The following is an 18,562-nucleotide window of genomic DNA, read 5'->3' as shown; positions in this document are numbered from 1 at the left end:
GTTAGGAGTTGCGAGCGGATAGCCTTGCGGTATCTCATTGAAGATACTCTCAATTCAGCGCCGCAAGGAGCTCCCTGGCGGCGACGAGATCACGGGTCTGGAGGCCCTCCTGGTACCGCGCGACGAGGGGGGCGAGCAGGGCGCGTGCGTCGGCGGCTTTTCCGGCCCCGCGCCAAACCCGGCCGAGACTAATTGCTCCCCGCAGCTCCCAGCCGAGCGCGCTTTGGCGGCGTGACAGATCGAGCGAGTCCAGGAAGCAGCTTTCGGCCTCCGCGGCATTGCCCGACCGGGCGAGGATGTCGCCCTTGACCCTGAGCATCTCCGGCATGTCGAAGGATTCGCCATGATCGGGAATCTCTGCGATGGCATCGTTGATGGTCTGCAAGGCTTCGTCGGCCTGGTTCTGCGCCACGAGTCCCTCCGCGAGCGCGGTCGCAAACACCGTGGTCATGATCCGGTGTCGCGTCGCGTACAGCGTGGCCTGGCTGCGGCGGAGGTGCTCGATGCCGGCGGCGACGTCGCCGCGGCGAAGCAGCAGCTCACCCTTCTGGCCGATGCCGACCGCGTGATAGGGCCCGAGGAAGTGCCGCGCGGAATGATCGATCAGCCGCTCGATCAGGATTTCCGCATTGGCCAAGTCGCCGACCCAGAGGAACACGTAGATGGTCCAGATCAAGGAAATACCGAGAGTGAGCGGCTGTTCGAGCAGCTCGGCTTCGCGAACGGTGTATCTCGACGCCTCGATCGCACGATCGGGCCGGCCGGTGAGCCAAAGCCCGCGTGCCAGCGCCACCAGTGCGACGATGCGGTCGTCATAGCCGAGATGGCCGATATTCAGCCGCTGCGAGCCGGGATTATGCAACATCGCGCTCTCGCAGAGCTGCACCGCCTTGTCCTGGTTGCCGATCAAATGATGGGCGACGCCCAGCATCCATTCGACGTTCAGCGTGCTGGCGGGATCGTTCAGCTTCCGCGCGACGCTCTCGCCCTGTTCCCCGGTTCCGAGTGCTCCGTGAAAATCTCCGACCCTGGTGAGATAGATGTGCAATCCGCGGAGCAGCCAGAGCTGCCAGTGCAAATCCTGGAGCTCCTGGGCAAGTTGGAGACTGCGCGTGAATGCCGAGCGGACCGCTTCGGTATTGCCCTGCGTGAACATCGCGGATACGCCGAGCGCGGCCTGCAAGATCATTTCATTGCGGCCATCCACCGCGCTCGCGTCGAGGGACGCCAGCGCCTGCTGGGTCCAGCGGTAGCATTCGGTCAGCAATGTCAGCTCGAGAAAGAATTGCGCCGCCGACGCCGCCAGATCCACGCCGATCGTTCGGTCCCCGCCGTCCGAAAAGCTCCAGGTCAGCGCGGCCCGGACATTGGGCAGGTGGTCGGCATAGGGAAGAAAGCCTCCGGCGCTCTGCATGCCCGTGGATTTGAGGGCGATGTCACGCAGGAAATCGCGGAAATATTCGGCGTGGGCACGTGCGACGCGGTCAGCTTCGCCGTTCTCGACGAGCTTCTCCGCGACGAAGGCACGCGTCGTATCCAGCAGGCGATAGCGCAGCCGCCGCTCCGCAGGCGAGGTCGCGATCAGCGATTTGGAAAGCAGGTTGGAGATCGCCTCGGCGGCTTCTGCCTCGCCGATGCCCTGACAGGATGCGACCGCAAGCGCGGCTTCCAGCGTGAACGGCCCGACGAAGGCCGACAATCCGCGCAGCGTTGCGCTTTCGGTTGCCGGCAGCAAATCATAGCTCCAGGCGAGCGCCGCACTCAGGGTGTGGTGTCGCGGGACAGCGGTGCGCCGGCCGCGCCATAGCAGGGAGAAACGGCTGTCGAGCAGCGAGGCGGTGCCGGCAATGCCATAGGCGTTCACACGCCCGGCCGCGAGCTCGATCGCGAGCGCGATGCCGTCCAATCGACGGCAGATGTCGGCCACAAGCGGCGCATCCTCCTCGCTGAGCTCGAATTCGCTCAGGCTCTCTGCAATGCGTTCCACAAAAAGCTGAGTTGCGGGATAGGCAAGGATGTCGGCGATGCCGAGTCCGTCGCGCTGTGGCGGGCAATCCAGTGGAAACAGCCGATGGACACGCTCACCTTCGGCGCGGAAGGATTCGCGGCTGGTGGCGAGAATATGCAGCTCACCCGCTTCCCGGACGATGCGCTCCGCCAGAGGGGCGAGATCGTCGAGGATGTGCTCGCAACTGTCGAAGACCATCAGCATCCGCCGGTTGCGCAGGAACGTCAGCAACCCCGGCACCGGATCGTCGGAATTGACTGTCAGGCCCAGCGCGGCCGCGATCGTTCCCGCAACGAGCCGGGTCTCCCTCAGCGCGCCAAAATCGACAAAACACACCTGGCCGTCGAAGGCCGGGAGCTCGCCATGCGCCACGGCCAGTGCGACCGAGGTCTTGCCGATCCCGCCGGGACCGACGATCGTGACGAAGCGATGCAAAACGAGCTCGGCGGAAATTCTCTGGACCGCATCGTCCCGCCCGATCATCTTTGCCAGCGGCGAGGGCAACGAGCGCGGCGAAGCAACGGGCAGGCTGGTCCGGTTCTCCGAAGGGGCAGCCCGGAGCAGCGCCGCCGTGAAGCAATAACCTCGTCCGGGGACGTTGACGACGTAGCGGGACCCTTCGCCCGGATCGCCCAAGGCCTTGCGCAGCGTCGTGATGTGAAAGCGCAGGCTGCCTTCGTCCACATTCACGTCGGCCCAGACCCGCCGGATCAACTCACGCTTGTCCACGACCTCGCCGGCGCGCTCGGCGAGAAAAACGAGGATGTCGAGCGCACGGCCGCCGAGGTGAACCGGGGCGCCGTCCTTCTCGAGCAGCCGCGTCTTTGCGAACAGCCGGAATGGCCCGAAAGCAATGGCCGAATCCTGGTCGTTAGTGTCCGGCACGGGCCAATCATTCCAGTGAGAGCTGAACTCTGCACTTTGATCTAGCAGAAGGGAACCCTGAGTAAACTGGTCGAAAGTGGCGAAATCGCGTGGAGGGTGCCGGCAAGCCGGTCGCGCGCGACGATCCGTCGCAAATTGTACTCAACGCGAGCCTCTTTCGGAGCGATCGGGACAACCCGGCAGTGTGCTTGACCGACCAGCTCACGTTCGGAGTGCCCGTCGTCGGACCCCCATCATAACAGAATCTTGCAACGTCTAACGAGCAATGCGCGCGAACTGCATCCAGTATCCGTTCCGAGTTTGACGCTAATTCCAACGGGGAGGCTACGATGTCCGGTATCAATGCTCGGCCGAATGACGACGTCGTTCGATCTCAATTTGTGGCCAGTTTAGACGATCAGTCGCGTGACTGGGAGCTCGTGCTGCGGGAATCCCACCATCGGATGAAGAACACGCTAACGATACTGGGTGCGTCAGTCCGCCGCGATTTCACCCGAACGGGTACCAGGGACGTATCGCTTGCAGCGGACCGGCTCGAGCGGCGCATTGTCGCCTTCGGCAGGCTCTATCAACTCTTGTCCGACAATGACGACCATACGGCGATCCCGGTGGCGGCCTTCTTCGAAAATCTGTGCGGAGCGATTTCCGAGGCCGTGCTGGAGCCGGCGGGCATCCGCTGCGAGGCTGCAATTGAAAGCGGCACGCTGCCGGCGTCGCAATGCCATCGGCTCGCGCTGATGCTGACGGAGCTGGTAACGAATGCGGCCAAGCATGCCTTCCCGAACAGGAATGACGCACTGATCCGCATCGAGACGGCCAATCGCGACGGCGCCTGGTTCTGCACGGTAATAGACAACGGGATCGGCGCGACCGGGCCGCTTCAGGGCACCGGCAGCCGGATTCTCGAAGGACTCGCACGCAGCATTCACGCCCGGCTGCAGGGCGAGGCGGGAGAGGACGGCACACGCGTAACCATCGTGATGCCGATCACAGCTGCTTGAAGCTCGCCTTAGATCCAACCCAGGGAGTTCGACATGGCCACTACCGAAATCGACCGCGACGCCGCGGCCAAGCTTTCCAATAAGCCTTCCAACAAGTCTTCCAACAAGTCTACGAAGACGCCTTCGACATCGCCTAGCGTCGATCAGCGGCTCGAGGTGATCGTGATCCCGGTGTCCGATGTCGATCGCGCCAAGGCCTTTTACGCGCGTCTCGGTTGGCGACTGGACGCCGATTTTGCCTCCGGCGATGACTGGCGCGTGATCCAGTTCACGCCGCCGGGTTCGGCCTGCTCGGTGATCTTCGGCAGGAACGTGACGGCGGCAGCGCCGGGCTCGGCGCGAGGCTTGTACCTGATCGTCTCCGATCTGGAGGCGGCGCGAACGGATCTGCTCGACCGCGGCGTCGAGGTCAGCGCTCCATTCCACGGTGCCGCCGATGTTCACGCGGGGACCGACGAGCCTTATCTCTCCGGCAGCGTTCGGGTGAGCGGTGCTGACCCGAAGCGCGGCAGCTACGGCTCATATGCGTCGTTCAGCGATCCCGACGGCAATGGCTGGTTGTTCCAGGAGGTCACGACGCGATTGCCGGGACGGATCGCGGGCGACGGCACGACATTCGCTTCGCAGGCTGCGCTGGCCGCAGCACTGCGCCGCGCGGCGGCGGCCCATGGCGAGCACGAAAAGCGGACCGGCGGGCACGACGAGAACTGGGCCGATTGGTACGCCGATTACATCGTCCGCGAACAGGCGGGCCAGCCGCTGCCATCCTGAGCTGGGCAGCACGGATTCTTCGACTGATGCAAGCCGACACGGCGCGCGATGACTGAGCTCATCGCGCGCCGTGTTGTTTTGGCGGCGCGCGTCGCGAGTCGACGATCGCTCTCCTCGGTGTCGCGCGGCTCGCAACGGCTAACGCGCTCTAACAACCCATAACGAGCAAATTGCCAGGGCCTGCGCCAATCTCTCGGCATGGCGAACCGAGGCGTTTATGTCAAATTCGGTCAGCGTCACCGACCAAAGCCAGGGAGATCGAACATGACCACGCAAGCACGTACCGACATTCTCAATCCAGACCGCCGTCAACTGTTGAGTCAAGCCGCGATGACCGCGGTCGCGGCAAGCGTGTCGAGCCTGCTGCCGCTGCATTCTGCGAAGGCCGGCGTGAGCGGGGCGGTCCGCCCGTTCCACGTCAGCGTGCCCGAGCAGGATCTGCTCGATCTCCGTCGCCGTCTCGCCGCGACGCGCTGGCCTGATCGTGAGATCGTTGCCGATCAATCGCAGGGCGTGCAACTGACGACGGTGCAGCAGCTCGTGAGCTACTGGCAGAACGACTACGACTGGCGCAAGATGGAGGCGCGGCTGAATGCCTTGCCGCAATTCGTCACCGAGATCGACGGCGTCGACATCCATTTCATTCACGTCCGCTCCAGGCACGAGAATGCCTTGCCGATGATCGTCACGCATGGCTGGCCCGGTTCGATCATCGAGCAGATGAAGATCGTCGGCCCGCTCACCGATCCCGCCGCACACGGCGCGACGGCGGCGGACGCTTTTGATCTCGTGATCCCTTCGCTCCCAGGCCACGGTTTCTCCGGCAAGCCGGCGGAGCTGGGCTGGGATCCCCAGCGCGTCGCGCGTGCCTGGATCGTGCTGATGAAGCGGCTCGGCTACAACCGCTATGTCGCGCAAGGCGGCGATTGGGGCAATGCCGTGACGGAGCAGATGGCAGTGATCGCGCCGCCGGAACTGCTCGGCATCCACACCAACATGCCCGCGACCGTTCCTGACGACATCGCCAAGGCGCTTCAGCCCGGCGGATCGCGGCCGTCGAACCTCTCGGCCGACGAGCGCTACGCTTACGATCAGCTCGATGACTTCTACAAGCACGGTCTCGGCTACGCGATCGAGATGTCCAACCGGCCGCAGACACTCTATGGCCTGGTGGATTCGCCGGCGGGCCTCGCGTCCTGGATGCTCGACCATGATGCGCGCAGCGCCGCAATGATCGCCCGGGTGTTCGACGGCAAGACGGAAGGGCTGTCGCGCGACGACGTGGTCGACAACATCGCGCTCTACTGGCTCACCAACACCGCGGTGTCGTCGGCGCGGCTGTACTGGGAGAACAAGCTGGTGTTCTTCGAGCCCAAGCACATCAAGATCCCGGTCGCCGTCAGCGTCTTCCCGGACGAGATCTACGCTGCGCCGCGCAGCTGGACCGAGAAGGCCTATCCGAGGCTGATGCACTACAACCGTCTCGACAAGGGCGGCCATTTCGCCGCCTGGGAGCAGCCCGCGTTGTTCTGCGCGGAAATGCGCACCGCCTTCCGACCGCTGCGTCAGTCGATCTGAGACCTGCGGGGACGCGCACTTCCGCGCGTTCCCTTCTTTCCCCACAGACCAGGAATCCAATCATGAACCGCCCCGAACGCACCTTCACGACCGACCAAATCCGCCTGGAACGTCGGCTGCCGTCGTATTGGCGTGTCACCTTCGACATGCCCCCAGTCAATATCTTCGGCCCCAAGCAGCTTCCGCTTCTTGATGACGTCGTCAAGGCGATCGAGACCGATCCTGAGGTGAAGGTCGTGGTGTTCGACAGCGCCGTCGAAGGCTTCTTCATCACGCATTACGACTTCCTCGCGCCGCTGGAGGATTCGCTTCGTATCCCGCCGGGGCCGACGGGCCTGCAGGCACTGCCCGACATGCTGGTGCGTCTCAGCCGCGCGCCGGTGGTTTCGATTGCCTCGATTAGGGGCCGTGCGACCGGCGTCGGCAGCGAACTGGCGCTGGCAAGTGATATGCGCTTTGCCAGCCGCGAAAAGGCGGTCCTGTCGCAATGGGAGGTCGGTGCGGGCCTCGTGCCCGGCGGCGGCCCGATGGCGCGGTTGCCGCGTCTGATGGGCCGCGGCCGCGCGCTCGAGGTTCTGCTTGGCGCCGACGATATCCACGGCGATCTCGCCGAACGTTACGGCTATGTGAACCGCTCGTTGCCGGATGCCGAGCTCGATGGCTTCGTCGAGGCGCTGGCCATGCGCATCGCGTCCTTCGACAAGGAGGCGATTGCCGAGACCAAGCGCCTCGTCGACGTTGCGAGCCTGCCACCGGATATCGAGATCAAGCCGGAATGGGACGCGTTCCTGGCCTCGCTCAGCCGCCCGGCAAGCCAGAGCCGCATCAAGGCGCTGATGTCGCGCGGCTTCCACCGCGCCGGTGATGTCGAGAACCGGCTCGGCTTCCATGTCGGACAGATCGGTAGCTAGCGGAACTGCTGCGGCGCTCGGCCGGTTGGAACGGCGACAGGCGGTCGTGCCAATGTCGCTTTCGTACCGTACCGAGTGCCGGTGCTAAAAAAATCAACCAGGAGAATTGAGATGATCCGCAAGGCAACAGCGGTCTGGAAAGGCACCGGTCGCGATGGCACTGGTCAGTTATCGAGCGAATCCGGCGTGCTCGCCGCGACGCCTTATTCGTTCAAGACCCGCTTTGAGAACGAGAAGGGCACCAATCCCGAGGAATTGATCGCTGCGGCCCATGCCGGCTGCTTCACTATGGCGCTGGCCTTCGGCCTGCAACTCGCCGGCTTCACGCCGGACGAGCTCACGACTGAAGCTGCGGTCAGCCTCGAGCCGGAAGGCAAAGGCTTCAAGATCAGCAAATCGGCGCTGACGCTACGTGCCAAGGTGCCGAACCTCGACGACGCTGGTTTCGCCAAGATCGCGGGCGAGGCCGAGAAGAACTGTCCGGTGTCGAAGGTGCTCAACGCCGCAATCACGCTCGACGCGAAGCTGACGTAAGGCGCGCTCAATTTATGTCCATCTGGTTCTGCTTGGGGAAGCTGAGGTCGTCGAAGCTTTGGCCTCCACGAGAGGAACCGGATGGGCAAATGCCCGGCTTTCGGCTGGGCCGCCGAAAGCATAATATGCGACGGATGCAGAACGGACAGACGGATCAATTGGGAGCATCGAATGACAACGGAACGCGCAATTCTGGCCGGAGGCTGCTTCTGGGGCATGCAGGATCTGATCCGCAAGCAGCCGGGCGTGGTCTCCACCCGCGTCGGCTACACCGGCGGTGCGGTGAAGAATGCCACCTACCGCAATCATGAAGGTCATGCCGAAGCGATCGAGATCACCTTCGATCCCGCCAAGACCAGCTTTCGAACCATGCTGGAGTTCTTCTTCCAGATCCACGATCCGACCACGCTCAACCGCCAGGGCAATGATTTGGGCACGAGCTATCGCTCGGCGATCTTCTATACCAGCGACGAGCAGAAGCGGGTCGCCAGGGATACGATTGCAGACGTCGAGGCGTCCGGTCTCTGGCCTGGCAAGGTCGTGACCGAGGTCGCGCCCGCGGGCGAGTTCTGGGAAGCCGAGCCGGAGCATCAGGATTATCTCGAACGCTATCCGGACGGGTACACCTGCCACTTCATCCGCCCCGACTGGAAGTTGCCGCGGCGCGGGGCTGCCGCGGCAGGCTAAAGCTGGTCGTCGCTATTGCCGGGGAGAGCCATGGCTGAAATCCGCGAGATCATCGCCGGCATCCGCAGATCACATCGACCGCTTTTCGGGCCATCTCCCTCAGCTCCGGGCGGCGGGCGCCGGCACGGGCGCGAATGGCGATGGTGTGCATCGTGGCTGAAGCGAGAATGGCAAGCGCCGCCGGATCGGCGTCGCGCTTCAGCTCGCCCTTGTCCTGGGCGAGGCGGAAGCGGGCTTCGAAATCGGCATCTATCATGCGCAGTCCCGCCGCAACGCTGCTCCGGATCGCGGCATCTTCTGCGACTTCGGTCACCGCCGTCCCCACCACGAAGCAGCCGCGTGCGGCTCCCTTGCCGGAAAAGTAGATCGACAGCGCCGCGTCATAGACCAGCATCAGCGCTTCGTCCAAGGAATGGTCCCCGGCGAGAGCCTCACGCGTCGCGGCAAGGCTGATCTCCCAATACCGCGCGAGCGCCTCGAGATAGAGCGCATGCTTGTTGCCGAACACCGCGTAGAGGCTCGGCGGACTCATCCCGGTCGCGGCAGCGACCTTGTCCAGGGAGGTACCGGAATAACCGGTCCTCCAGAACGTTTCCGTTGCCCGCTTCAAGGCCGTCTCTGCGTCGTAGGCCGGTGGGCGTCCCCGGCGCGCCGGGGTCGTTTCGCTCTTTTTCCGTGCCATATCGTCAGAACCCCGGTTGCCATGTTCCACACGCATATTTGTATGGATCGTTATAAAAATCAAGGTCGCGGACTTGATCGCCGCGTCGGAGTACAATATTTGTAACGAGCGTTATTAAATAGATTGAACCCGAGGATCTTCCGATGCGTTTCGATTTCGCGCCAATCGCCGGCGGGCTCGGCGTTCGCAACAGCTTCCGCCCGAGCGAGGCAGCCGCCCAATGGTTTGGGGCAGGGCTCGGCAAGCCGCTGCGACGGCCGCTGATGCTTGCGCTGCCGATGGCGGTGGCCGTGGTCGGCGCATTCATCTATCTGGCGCAGGAGCAATATGTCTCGACCGACGACGCCTTTGTGCGTGCCGCCAAGGTGACCATCAACGCGCGCGTTTCCGGCCAGGCGGTCGAGATAGCCGTGCGTGACAACGAGCGCGTCCGGCGGGGGCAGGTGCTGTTTCGCATCGACCCGGAGCCTTATCAAATTGCCGTCGACCAGGCCGAGGCGCGCCTCGGCAGTGCGCGGCTCCAGATCGAATCCCTCAAGGCGACCCACCGTCAGCAGCAGGCGGAGCTGCAGTCGGCCAAAGAGACGGCTACGTTCGACGAGCACGAATTCGACCGCAAGAGGATGCTGGTTGCCTCCGACTTCACGCCACGCGCGGTCTATGAACGGGCCGAGACGGATCTCAAGGTCGCTCGCCAGCGCGTGGCGTCGGTCGAGCAGCAGATCGCCACCACGATCGTCGCACTCAACGGCGAGCTTGAGGGTGATGTCGATCGCCATCCGGCAGTCCGCGCAGCCAAGGCACAATTCGACCGTGCGCGGCTGGATCTCTCCTACGCCACCGTGACGGCGCCGGACGACGGCATCGTGACCAAGGTCGACGATCTCCAGATTGGTGGCTTCGTCAATGCCGGGGCACCGACGTTCTCGTTGCTGTCGAGCCGGCACGTCTGGGTCGAGGCGAATTTTCGCGAGACCGGTCTCACTCATATGCGCCCTGGCCAGGAGGCGACGATCGACGTCGATGCCTATCCCGATCGCAAGTTCAAGGCACACATCGTCAGCATGAGTCCGGGGACCGGCTCGGACTTCTCGCTCCTGCCGCCCGAGAATGCGACGGGAAACTGGGTCAAGGTCGTCCAGCGATTGCCGGTGCGCTTGGAACTCGACGATCTCGATCCAAACCGGCCGTTGTTCTCAGGCATCAGCGTGACGGCGCGGGTCGATACAGGCCATCGCCGCAGCTGGGCGCATCTGCTCCAACCGGCGCTTGCGATGGAGGGCAAATGAGTACGCCCCTCCCATCGTCCACGGCGCCCGGCGGTCATCACGCGATCGCCGCGGCCGCCCTCATGGCGACCTACATGCAGGCCGTCAACATCTCGATACCGAACGCGGCGCTACCCCATATTCAGGCGACGCTCTCGATGGCCAATGACGAGGTCGGTTGGGTGTTTTCCTCGTATATCGCGGCGAGCGCCGTGACCATGTCGATCACGCAATGGCTGGCGGGACGCTACGGTCGGAAGGTAGTCTATCAGGCCGCCGTCACGATCTTCGTGTTGGGTCTCGCGCTCGACACGCTGGCGACGACGTCGATTCAGTTCGTGCTGGCGCGAATCCTCCAGGGCGCGGCGAGCGGACCGCTGGCACCGCTCTCGCTGGCGATCCTGCTCGAGGCGACATCGCCGGTGCGACATGCGCGCATGAGCCTGGCGTGGACCGTCTGCTCCCTACTCGGCATCAGCAGTGGCCCGGCCATTGGCGGCTGGCTCAGCGAATATTACCGCTGGCCCTCGATCTTCTATTTCAGCCTGCCGATGACGGGCTTCATTTTCCTGACGATGGCTCAGCTGCTCCGCGAGAAGCGGGCGGAGCGGAGCCGGTCCTTCGACTTCTTCGGTCTGACGACGTTCTCCGTCGGCATGATCGGGTTGCAGATGTTGCTCGACCGCGGGGAGCGCCTCGAATGGTTCGCCTCGACGGAAATCTGGATCGAGGCGGGCGCCTCCGTGCTCGGCTTCTATCTCTTCATCGTGCACGTCATGACGACAAAGGAGCACTTTCTCCGCACGGCGCTGTTCAGGGACCGCAATCTCGTGCTCTCGACGGTCATCTCCTTCGCGCTTGGCTTCGTGCTGCTGCCGACCCTGGCCTTGACGTCCCCGATGCTGGAGGAATTGCTCAACTACCCCGTCGACACCACCGGATACATGACCGTTCCTCGCGGCGTCGCGCTGGTGGGGGCGCTGGTGCTGACGAGCCTGGTCCCGGCGCAGATCGACTACCGGCCGTTCCTCGTGGGTGGAATGACGCTGGTGGTCTATGCCAACTGGCTGATGCTTGGCTATTCACCGGCGATGGATTGGCGGCCGGTCGTCGAGGCCGGCCTGCTCCAGGGAGCGGGTCTCGGCATGTTGCTGCCCGCGCTCGCCAGGGCCGCGTTCGGCACGCTCGATCCGAAGCTCCGCCCGGAAGGCAGCGCGCTGATCAACCTGTCGCGCCTCTATGGCAGCACCATTGGCATCGCGGTCGTCCAGCTCTTCTTCTACGCCAACACGCAGGCTGTGCATGTCGCACTCGCAAAGAACCTCACGCCCTATCGTGTCGCCGCTTACGTCGGGGGCTCGGTCGGCAAGCCGGGTCTTGCGGCCCTCAACGGCATGGTCACGCGTCAGGCGGCGACCGTCGCGGTCATCGACCAGTTCGAGATCCTGATGTTCGCCATGCTCGTCATGATTCCGCTCGTGTTTTTTCTCCGTAAGCCGCGGCCTACCGGTTAACGCCTGGAGTCGTGGAATGACATCGCATCGTCAATTTCGAATACCTCGTCCCTTACTTTTGAGGGAGCTGAGGGCAAACAAAGGAGCATCAGCATGACAACGTCGGATTCGCTTCGTTATACGAGAATTCTAACTCATCAATCCGGGACGATTCCCGCGGTGGGATTTGGCACGCTCATTCCGGATCCGCTCGTGACCAGGCGGGCCACCAAGGCTGCATTGGAGGCCGGATTTCGACATCTTGATTGCGCGGAGCGCTATCGCAACGAAGAGGCGGTCGGCGATGCGCTGCGGGAGGCATTCAAGGCGGGGACGCTTCAGCGCAAGGACCTGTTCGTTACGACGAAGCTATGGAACACCAATCATCGGCCGGAACGGGTCAGGCCTGCCTTCGACGGCAGTCGCCGGCGGCTGCAACTCGACGAGATCGACTGCTACATCATCCATACGCCCTTTGCCTTTCAACCCGGCGACGAGCAGGACCCGAGGGATGAGCACGGTCGGGTCATCTATGATTCAGGGGTTACGCTGGCGGAGACATGGGGGGCGCTGGAGCGCCTCGTCGACGAGGGGCACTGCAAGTCGATCGGTCTGTCGGACATCACCCTGGACAAGCTGCGCGAGATCGTTTCGATCGCGCGGATCAGGCCCGCCATGGTGCAAGTCGAATCGCATCCGTATCTTCCCGAATGGGACCTGCTCGACTTCTGTCGAGAGCACGGGATTGTCTTGCAGGCGTTTGCAGCGCTGGGACACGCCATGAAGCCGAACGTGCTAGCCGATCCGGTGATCACTGCCATCGCGGAGCGCTTGCACAGGACGCCGGCTCAAATTGCGCTGGCGTGGGCGGTCCAGCGCGGCACCGCTTTCCTGACGACTTCGACCAATTCCCGGCGCATCCAGGAAAACTTCGATATTTCGGCCTTGCCCGAAGACGCCATGCGAGAGATGAGGGACCAGATTACGACAAACATCAGGTTCAACACGGTCGTCGAGACCGGCGTGCCCGGATTCATTCCGCGGGCCGGATGAATCGGCGCCGGTCAGCCGACTCGTCAAGCCCGGAGCTGCTCGATCAGATCGTGGGCGCTGCGGATCTCGGCAATGCCGGCGCCCTCGGTGAACGGCCCGCATGCGCGTTGCAGAATTGCCAAGGCCTCCGCGCTCTGGCCGGCCCCGATCATGTACCGCGCCAGGCTGACCGCGCTTCGCAGCTCCCAGAAAAGCGCGCCTTGCTGGACGGCAATGTCCATGGCCTCGCGAAAGCGCGCCTCGGCATCCTCTGAATGCCGGGCGTTCCTGAGCATCAACTCTCCCTTGATGCGGATCAGCTCCGGCAGATACCAGAGCTCCTGCCGGTCGTTGCAGCGGGTCAGGACATCCTCGATCACGTCGAGCCCGCGATCGACCTGGTCGGCCTCTCCGGAACACGCGGCGAGCTCGCCGAGCAAGGGCAGAAAGCGCGGCAGGAAGCGCGCATCGCCGGCGCGATTGAGCTCCTCGCGCAGCAGCGGCAGGCCGGTCGTGACGTCGCCGCGCCTGACCATGACTGCGGCGTTGAAGGCCCGTGCCCACAGGCCCCACAGCCGGATGGCGTGGCGCTCGGTGTGTTCGAGCAGCTCGATGCCGTGACGCTCGGCGGCGTCGAAATCGCCGGACCAGAAGGCGATCGGGCAGGCGGCTTGTCCGAGCACGCTGCAGAATGTCAGCGCGTGGCCGTTGGCGCGGCCTTCCTCGATGTTTCTGGCGGTGAGGGCCTGAGCCTGATCGGCCAGACCCTGAAGCCACAGGATGCGAGCTCGAAAATATTGCGTCGATATTCTCAGATCGAGCGGGAAGATTTTCGGCTTCTCCGCCAACACATGCAACGATGCATTGACCCGGTCGATGCGCAGCCGAGCCTCGTTCTGATCCCCGAGATAATGCAGCGCGACGGCCATCAGCCGGTCGCCCAGCATGACATCGGTCCTGTCGGGCGAGTTCGCGGCTGCGTTCGCAAAGCGATCGGCGAGCGCACGGGCCTTGCCGAACTGTCCGTTATTGAACTGGTCGATGCACAAGCCCCAGAGCGCGCGCAGCCGGAAATCCTTGTCGTCGAGCCTGTCAGCCAGCTCGAGGGTCGTCTCGAGGATCGGCCGCGCCTCGCGCGCGCGGCCCTCGCCATACATCAGCGACCATCCGAGCGCCGACAGCAGCTGCATGCGGATGCGGTCGTCGTCGGCGGTGTCTCCGAGCGCCGCGAGCGCCGTTCTGCTGCGCTCACGGCATTCCGCGAACAGCGAAAGACGCACCCACAGCGTGACTGCGGCCGACGTCAGCGCGATCCCGAGTTTCGGCTCGCCGTCGGGCCCGAAGGCCCAGTCCAACGCCGCGCGCACATTGTCCAGCTCCGCGCCATACATGCTCAGCCATTCGGGCAGCGGCGTCGAAATATCGGCCTCCGCGCGCTGGAATAAATCGCGAAAATGCTCGGCATGACGCCGCGCGAACTGCCCGGCTTCGCCGAGCTCGTTGAGTTTTCCGTATGCATAGGTGCGCGTGGTGTCGAGCAGCCGATAGCGCAGCGTCCGCGAGCCGGACGGCGAAATCAGAGACTTGGTCACCAGGCTGTCGATTGCTTCGAGGGTCTCGGAGGCGTTGAGGCCGTCACCCGACGCGACCGCCGCAGCCGCCTCCGGCGCGAAAGGCCCGGCGAAGACCGACAGGCGTCGCAGCGTTGCGCTCTCCGCGGCAGGCAGAAGGTCGTAGCTCCAGTCGAGCGCCGCAGCGAGTGTCTGGTGCCGCGGCACGGCGGTGCGTCGGCCGCGCCATTGCAGCGAAAAGCGGCTGTCGAGCAGGGATGCCGTGCCGGCGATGCCGTAAGCATTGACGCGGCCCGCCGCGAGCTCGATTGCCAGCGCGATGCCGTCGAGGCGCCGGCAGATGCTCGCGACGAGGGGGGCCTCTTCCGCGCTGAGCTGGAACGGGCCCGAGCTCTGCGCAATGCGCTCCACAAAGAGCTGAGCCGCAGGGTAGGCAAGGACCTCGTCGACAGCAAGCCCTTCGCGCTCGGGCGGACAGTCCAGCGGGAACAGCCGGAAAATTCGCTCGCCTTCGCTCCGGAACGACTCGCGGCTGGTTGCGAGAACACGAAGCTGCGGTGCTTCGCGAACGATGCGCTCGACCAGCGGCGCCAAATGATCCAGCACATGTTCGCAACCGTCGAAGATCAGCAGGGCCGGGTCGGTCTTCAGAAACGTCAGCAGGGCCGGCGTCGGATCCTCCGCGCTGATGGTCAGTCCGAGCGCCGAAGCAATGGTGGTCGCGATGTGACTGGCATCCCTCAGCGGACCGAAATCGACAAAGAAGACTCGCCCGCCGAAATCCTGGGAGCGGCGATGCCCGACGGTGACGGCGACCGAGGTCTTGCCGATGCCGCCCGGGCCGACGACGGTCATGAAGCGATAGAGCGAAAGTCCGTTCGAGATCTTCTCGATGACACCTTCCCGGCCGACCATCGTGGTGAGCTGAGCGGGCAAGGAGCGGGGAGGGGCGCTTTCGGCCGGGAGCGGGGCGGCCGGAGGAGCTGCTTGAGCGAACGAGGCGACAAAGCAATAGCCGCGGCCGGGCACGTTGACGACGTAACGCGCCGACTTGCCGGTGTCGCCGAGCGCCTTGCGTAGCGCTGCGACATGGAAGCGCAGGCTACCCTCGTCGACATTGACGCCGGCCCAGATGCGCTTGACCAGCTCTCTCTTGTCGACCACTTCTCCGGGGCGTCCGGCAAGGAAGATGAGAATGTCGAGCGCGCGGCCGCCGACATGAAGCGGCGAGCCCTCCTTCTCCAAGAGCCGGGACTTCGGAAACAGTCGAAATGGCCCAAAGGAAATGGCCGAATCTTCGCTACGATCTGGCACGCGCCATCGCCCCCTCGAAGGGAGTCAAAAGGTATTACTTTCTGATCTAACAGAACGAGGCGTACAGTAAACCGGTCGAAAGCAGTGGGCAGGGCTGACAGCCTTGCGCGGACGGATGGCTCGCCGAAATAATGCTTGTGAAATAAAGAGTTAGGCCGACATGACAATGCGATGACGCCGGGGCACGGCCGGATGGAGCATTGACTGTGATGCCGGATTGCTGCGATGGCATGGTCCGGGAGCCGGTCCCGCCACCACATTGACTGCCGACTTCCGGAATTTCCAGCATGGCCTCTTTCACGCGGCGACAATTGGTGCACGCGTTGTCGGGCGCAGCGGCGCTCGCCGCGCTTCCCCGCAGCGGACAAGCCGCCGACTATCCGTCTCGTCCCATTCGCCTGGTGATTCCCTACGGAGCCGGCGGATCGGGTGACCAGATCGCGCGCCCCTGGGTGGACAGGATGCCGTCGCTGCTCGGGCCGACCTTCGTCGAATATATCGGCGGCGCGGGCGGCGCCATCGGGACCGCGGCGGTCGCGCGCGAGGAGCCCGACGGCTATTCGCTGCTGCTCGGCAACGGCAGCACGCAGGTCATCATTCCCATGACGGCGGCAAATCCCGGATATTCCGTTGGCGATTTCCGCGCCATCTACCGGCTGATCAACAGCGCGCTGGTTTTCGCCGTCAATCCTTCGGTGCCTGCCGCAAACCTGCGCGAGTTGATCACCTATGCGAAAGCCAATCCAGGAAAGCTGTCCTATGGCACGCCGGGGATCGCCACCGGAAACCATCTGGTCGGCGAATCCTTCAAGCAGCAGGCCGGCGCGCTGGACATCGTCCACGTGCCCTATCGCGGCATCGCGCAGGCGACCAACGACCTCGTCAGCGGCCAGATATCGCTCGTCATTGCCGTCATGTCCGTTCAATTGCAGCAGCTGGCCCAAGCGGGAAGAGTCAGGCTGCTTGCGGTCACCACCGAAACGCGGCTGAGCGGCGCGCCGGAGATCCCGACCGCCGTCGAATCCGGCATGTCCGGCATCCGGTATGAGGGATGGTTCGGTCTGTTCGCACCCAAGGACACCGACGATGCGATCATCGACCGGATCGCGCAGGCGACGCGGCTCGCCATGGCCGATAGGGCGCTTCTGGCGAGCTATCGCGCCCAGGGCATGGAGCCGGACAACGATTCAAGCCCGGACAAATTCCAGCGCATCGTCGAGGCCACATCCGCAAGCCTCGCGCCCCTGATCAAATCGATCGGGCTGATCAATTTGTGAAGCCGCTCAGGCATCGGCGCGCGTGACAATGCGCGCCGTCAGCGTGACGAGGCCCATCAGCGCGGTCAGGAGCCAGAACGCCACCGGCAATCCGCCAAGACGTGCGATGAAGCCGACACCGGCGGGGCCCGCGAGAACGCCGGCGTAGCCGGCGGTCGTGATCGCCGCGACGGCGAGGCCCGTTGGCATCACCTTCTGCCTCGCCGCTCGGCGGAACAGCACCGGCACGAGGTTGGATGCGCCGAGGCCGATGAGTAGGAAGCCGCCTATGGCGACCGCCACGACGGGAGCGGTGAGCAGGACCACGAAACCCGCGATCGCAATCAGGCTGCCCCAGAACAATGTCGTGCGGTCTCCGATGCGCGCGACGACGGCGTCGCCGCCGAGCCGCCCAATCGTCATCGCGACCGAGAACACGATGTAGCCGATCCCGCCTTGCGCTTCGGAAACGAGACCCGCGCCGATGACGAGCAACGCGCCCCAATCGAGCATCGCGCCTTCGACGAGGAAGGTGATGGCGCAAAGCAGCGCGAGCAGGAGCACGGCGCCATGCGGCAGCACGAACAGCGGTCCTTCCTGCACCTGCACGGAGCGAAGCAGCCGCGGCCAGGCCCCAAGCATCGCGATCAGCATCAGGACGGAGCAGATCAGCGTGCAAGCGAGCGCGCCGAGTTGCAGCGAGAGCAGTGCGGTCATGAGCGCGGCCCCGGCGAAGCCGCCGATACTGAACAGCGCGTGGAAGCCGGACATCAGCGGACGTCCCGCGGCGCGCTCCACCTCAACCGCGTGGATGTTCATGGCGACATCGATGGAGCCGAGCGCGGCGCCGAATGCGAGGAGTGCCAGCGCCAGCATCGCGGGCGAGTTCGCGATTGTCAGCAGAGGCAGGACCAGGGCAAGACCGATCCCGCCCGCCATGATGATCGGCTTGCTGCCATAGCGCGCACTCAGCACGCCGGTCAGAAGCATCGCGACGACCGAGCCGATGCCGAGGCTGAGCAGGAGCAGTCCGAGGATGCCGTCGTCGACGGCGAGCCGCGCCTTCGCGAACGGCACCAGTGGTGCCCAACACGCCATGCCGAAACCCGCGACGAGGAAGGCAAGTCTGGTCGCAAGGCGTGTCGCTGGCCTGTCGGCAGAAGACATGGGAACTCCGGGAAGGGGGAATCAGGGCAGGGGCAATCGACAAGCCCCGCAATTGTCGCGTCTTTATGTCCGCGGCGGACTCGGATTGTCGCAGGCGGCCCCCGGGCGGCCGCAAGCGGACACCAGGCCTTTTGGCTCGTCACCGGCATCTCGGCGCGCCGGTGGGCTGCGCCGTCGGGCGAAACACCTTGACAGCCCGACCCGCACCGGTGTCAAGCCGCACTGATGAAAATATTCCGCTTTACCGAAATTCGGAAACGGCGTATGTGTTGGCCATCCCGGCTCATCCTTGAGGGGCGATCTTGTGGTCGTCATGTTCGCGAGCCGGGCTTGCGGTGGACGCGGCAGCGTTCGGGTGCGAGAGGCCAAGGGCAGGGCGGATTGCTCTCCGTGAGCCCAAGGCT

General features: G+C 64.3%; 14 protein-coding genes. 10 read left to right on the top strand and 4 right to left on the bottom strand.

The genetic code is table 11. From position 1 onward, the window contains the following. Positions 1-49: 49 nt before the first annotated feature. Positions 50-2,893 (bottom strand): ATP-binding protein, encoded by a 2,844-nt coding sequence (locus AC0L23_RS26220; RefSeq protein ID WP_085384007.1) that lies wholly within the window; start codon positions 2,891-2,893, stop codon positions 50-52. A 329-nt stretch (positions 2,894-3,222) separates the two neighbouring features. Between AC0L23_RS26220 and AC0L23_RS26215 the strand changes: the two genes are divergently transcribed. The 6 genes from AC0L23_RS26215 (at position 3,223) to msrA (ending at position 8,375) form a co-directional block, all read left to right on the top strand. After that, the gene (locus AC0L23_RS26215; RefSeq protein WP_085384008.1) at positions 3,223-3,894 is read left to right on the top strand and encodes a sensor histidine kinase; all 672 of its coding nucleotides are present in this window, start codon (positions 3,223-3,225) and stop codon (positions 3,892-3,894) included. Between the two features lie 33 nt (positions 3,895-3,927). Beyond that, the gene (locus tag AC0L23_RS26210) at positions 3,928-4,665 is read left to right on the top strand and encodes a VOC family protein (protein ID WP_085384009.1); all 738 of its coding nucleotides are present in this window, start codon (positions 3,928-3,930) and stop codon (positions 4,663-4,665) included. Positions 4,666-4,929: 264 nt separating this feature from the next. Further along, positions 4,930-6,243, top strand: coding sequence for an epoxide hydrolase family protein (locus AC0L23_RS26205; RefSeq protein WP_018460342.1), 1,314 nt, complete (start codon positions 4,930-4,932; stop codon positions 6,241-6,243). Between the two features lie 62 nt (positions 6,244-6,305). Beyond that, a complete protein-coding gene (locus AC0L23_RS26200) occupies positions 6,306-7,154 on the top strand; it encodes an enoyl-CoA hydratase/isomerase family protein (RefSeq protein WP_018460341.1) in 849 nt (282 codons plus the stop codon). A 111-nt stretch (positions 7,155-7,265) separates the two neighbouring features. After that, a complete protein-coding gene (locus AC0L23_RS26195) occupies positions 7,266-7,688 on the top strand; it encodes an OsmC family protein (RefSeq protein ID WP_018460340.1) in 423 nt (140 codons plus the stop codon). A 171-nt stretch (positions 7,689-7,859) separates the two neighbouring features. Next, positions 7,860-8,375, top strand: a complete 516-nt coding sequence (gene msrA / locus AC0L23_RS26190; protein ID WP_085384010.1) for a peptide-methionine (S)-S-oxide reductase MsrA — start codon at positions 7,860-7,862, stop codon at positions 8,373-8,375. 49 nt (positions 8,376-8,424) lie between these two features. Here the strand turns inward: msrA and AC0L23_RS26185 are convergent, their stop codons facing one another. Next, positions 8,425-9,153 carry a TetR/AcrR family transcriptional regulator gene (locus tag AC0L23_RS26185; protein ID WP_244561210.1) on the bottom strand — a complete coding sequence of 243 codons (729 nt, stop codon included), beginning with the start codon at positions 9,151-9,153 and terminating at the stop codon, positions 8,425-8,427. A 47-nt stretch (positions 9,154-9,200) separates the two neighbouring features. Here AC0L23_RS26185 and AC0L23_RS26180 point away from each other — a divergent pair, with 47 nt between their 5' ends. The 3 genes from AC0L23_RS26180 to AC0L23_RS26170 all read left to right on the top strand — a co-directional run bounded on the left by AC0L23_RS26180 (position 9,201) and on the right by AC0L23_RS26170 (position 12,871). Beyond that, entirely contained in the window at positions 9,201-10,346 is a 1,146-nt protein-coding gene (locus AC0L23_RS26180; protein ID WP_085384012.1) for an HlyD family secretion protein, read from the top strand. After that, positions 10,343-11,839, top strand: coding sequence for an MDR family MFS transporter (locus AC0L23_RS26175; protein ID WP_085384013.1), 1,497 nt, complete (start codon positions 10,343-10,345; stop codon positions 11,837-11,839). Before AC0L23_RS26180 ends, AC0L23_RS26175 begins: the two co-directional genes overlap by 4 nt. A gap of 93 nt (positions 11,840-11,932) precedes the next feature. Next, the gene (locus AC0L23_RS26170) at positions 11,933-12,871 is read left to right on the top strand and encodes an aldo/keto reductase (protein WP_026234005.1); all 939 of its coding nucleotides are present in this window, start codon (positions 11,933-11,935) and stop codon (positions 12,869-12,871) included. Positions 12,872-12,894: 23 nt separating this feature from the next. Here AC0L23_RS26170 and AC0L23_RS26165 read toward each other — a convergent pair whose 3' ends face one another. After that, complete coding sequence (locus tag AC0L23_RS26165) at positions 12,895-15,735, bottom strand: ATP-binding protein (RefSeq protein ID WP_085384014.1); 2,841 nt, start codon at positions 15,733-15,735, stop codon at positions 12,895-12,897. A 287-nt stretch (positions 15,736-16,022) separates the two neighbouring features. Between AC0L23_RS26165 and AC0L23_RS26160 the strand changes: the two genes are divergently transcribed. Beyond that, a complete protein-coding gene (locus AC0L23_RS26160) occupies positions 16,023-17,012 on the top strand; it encodes a Bug family tripartite tricarboxylate transporter substrate binding protein (RefSeq protein ID WP_085384015.1) in 990 nt (329 codons plus the stop codon). A 6-nt stretch (positions 17,013-17,018) separates the two neighbouring features. On the opposite strand, the gene AC0L23_RS26155 is transcribed toward AC0L23_RS26160, so the two are convergent. Then, positions 17,019-18,158 (bottom strand): MFS transporter, encoded by a 1,140-nt coding sequence (locus tag AC0L23_RS26155; RefSeq protein ID WP_085384016.1) that lies wholly within the window; start codon positions 18,156-18,158, stop codon positions 17,019-17,021. Positions 18,159-18,562 lie beyond the last annotated feature (404 nt).

The sequence above is a fragment of the Bradyrhizobium sp. MI1.4 genome (assembly GCF_055811315.1).
Note: the sequence above shows the minus strand (reverse complement) of the source record. Positions and strands in the feature narration are given on the sequence as shown.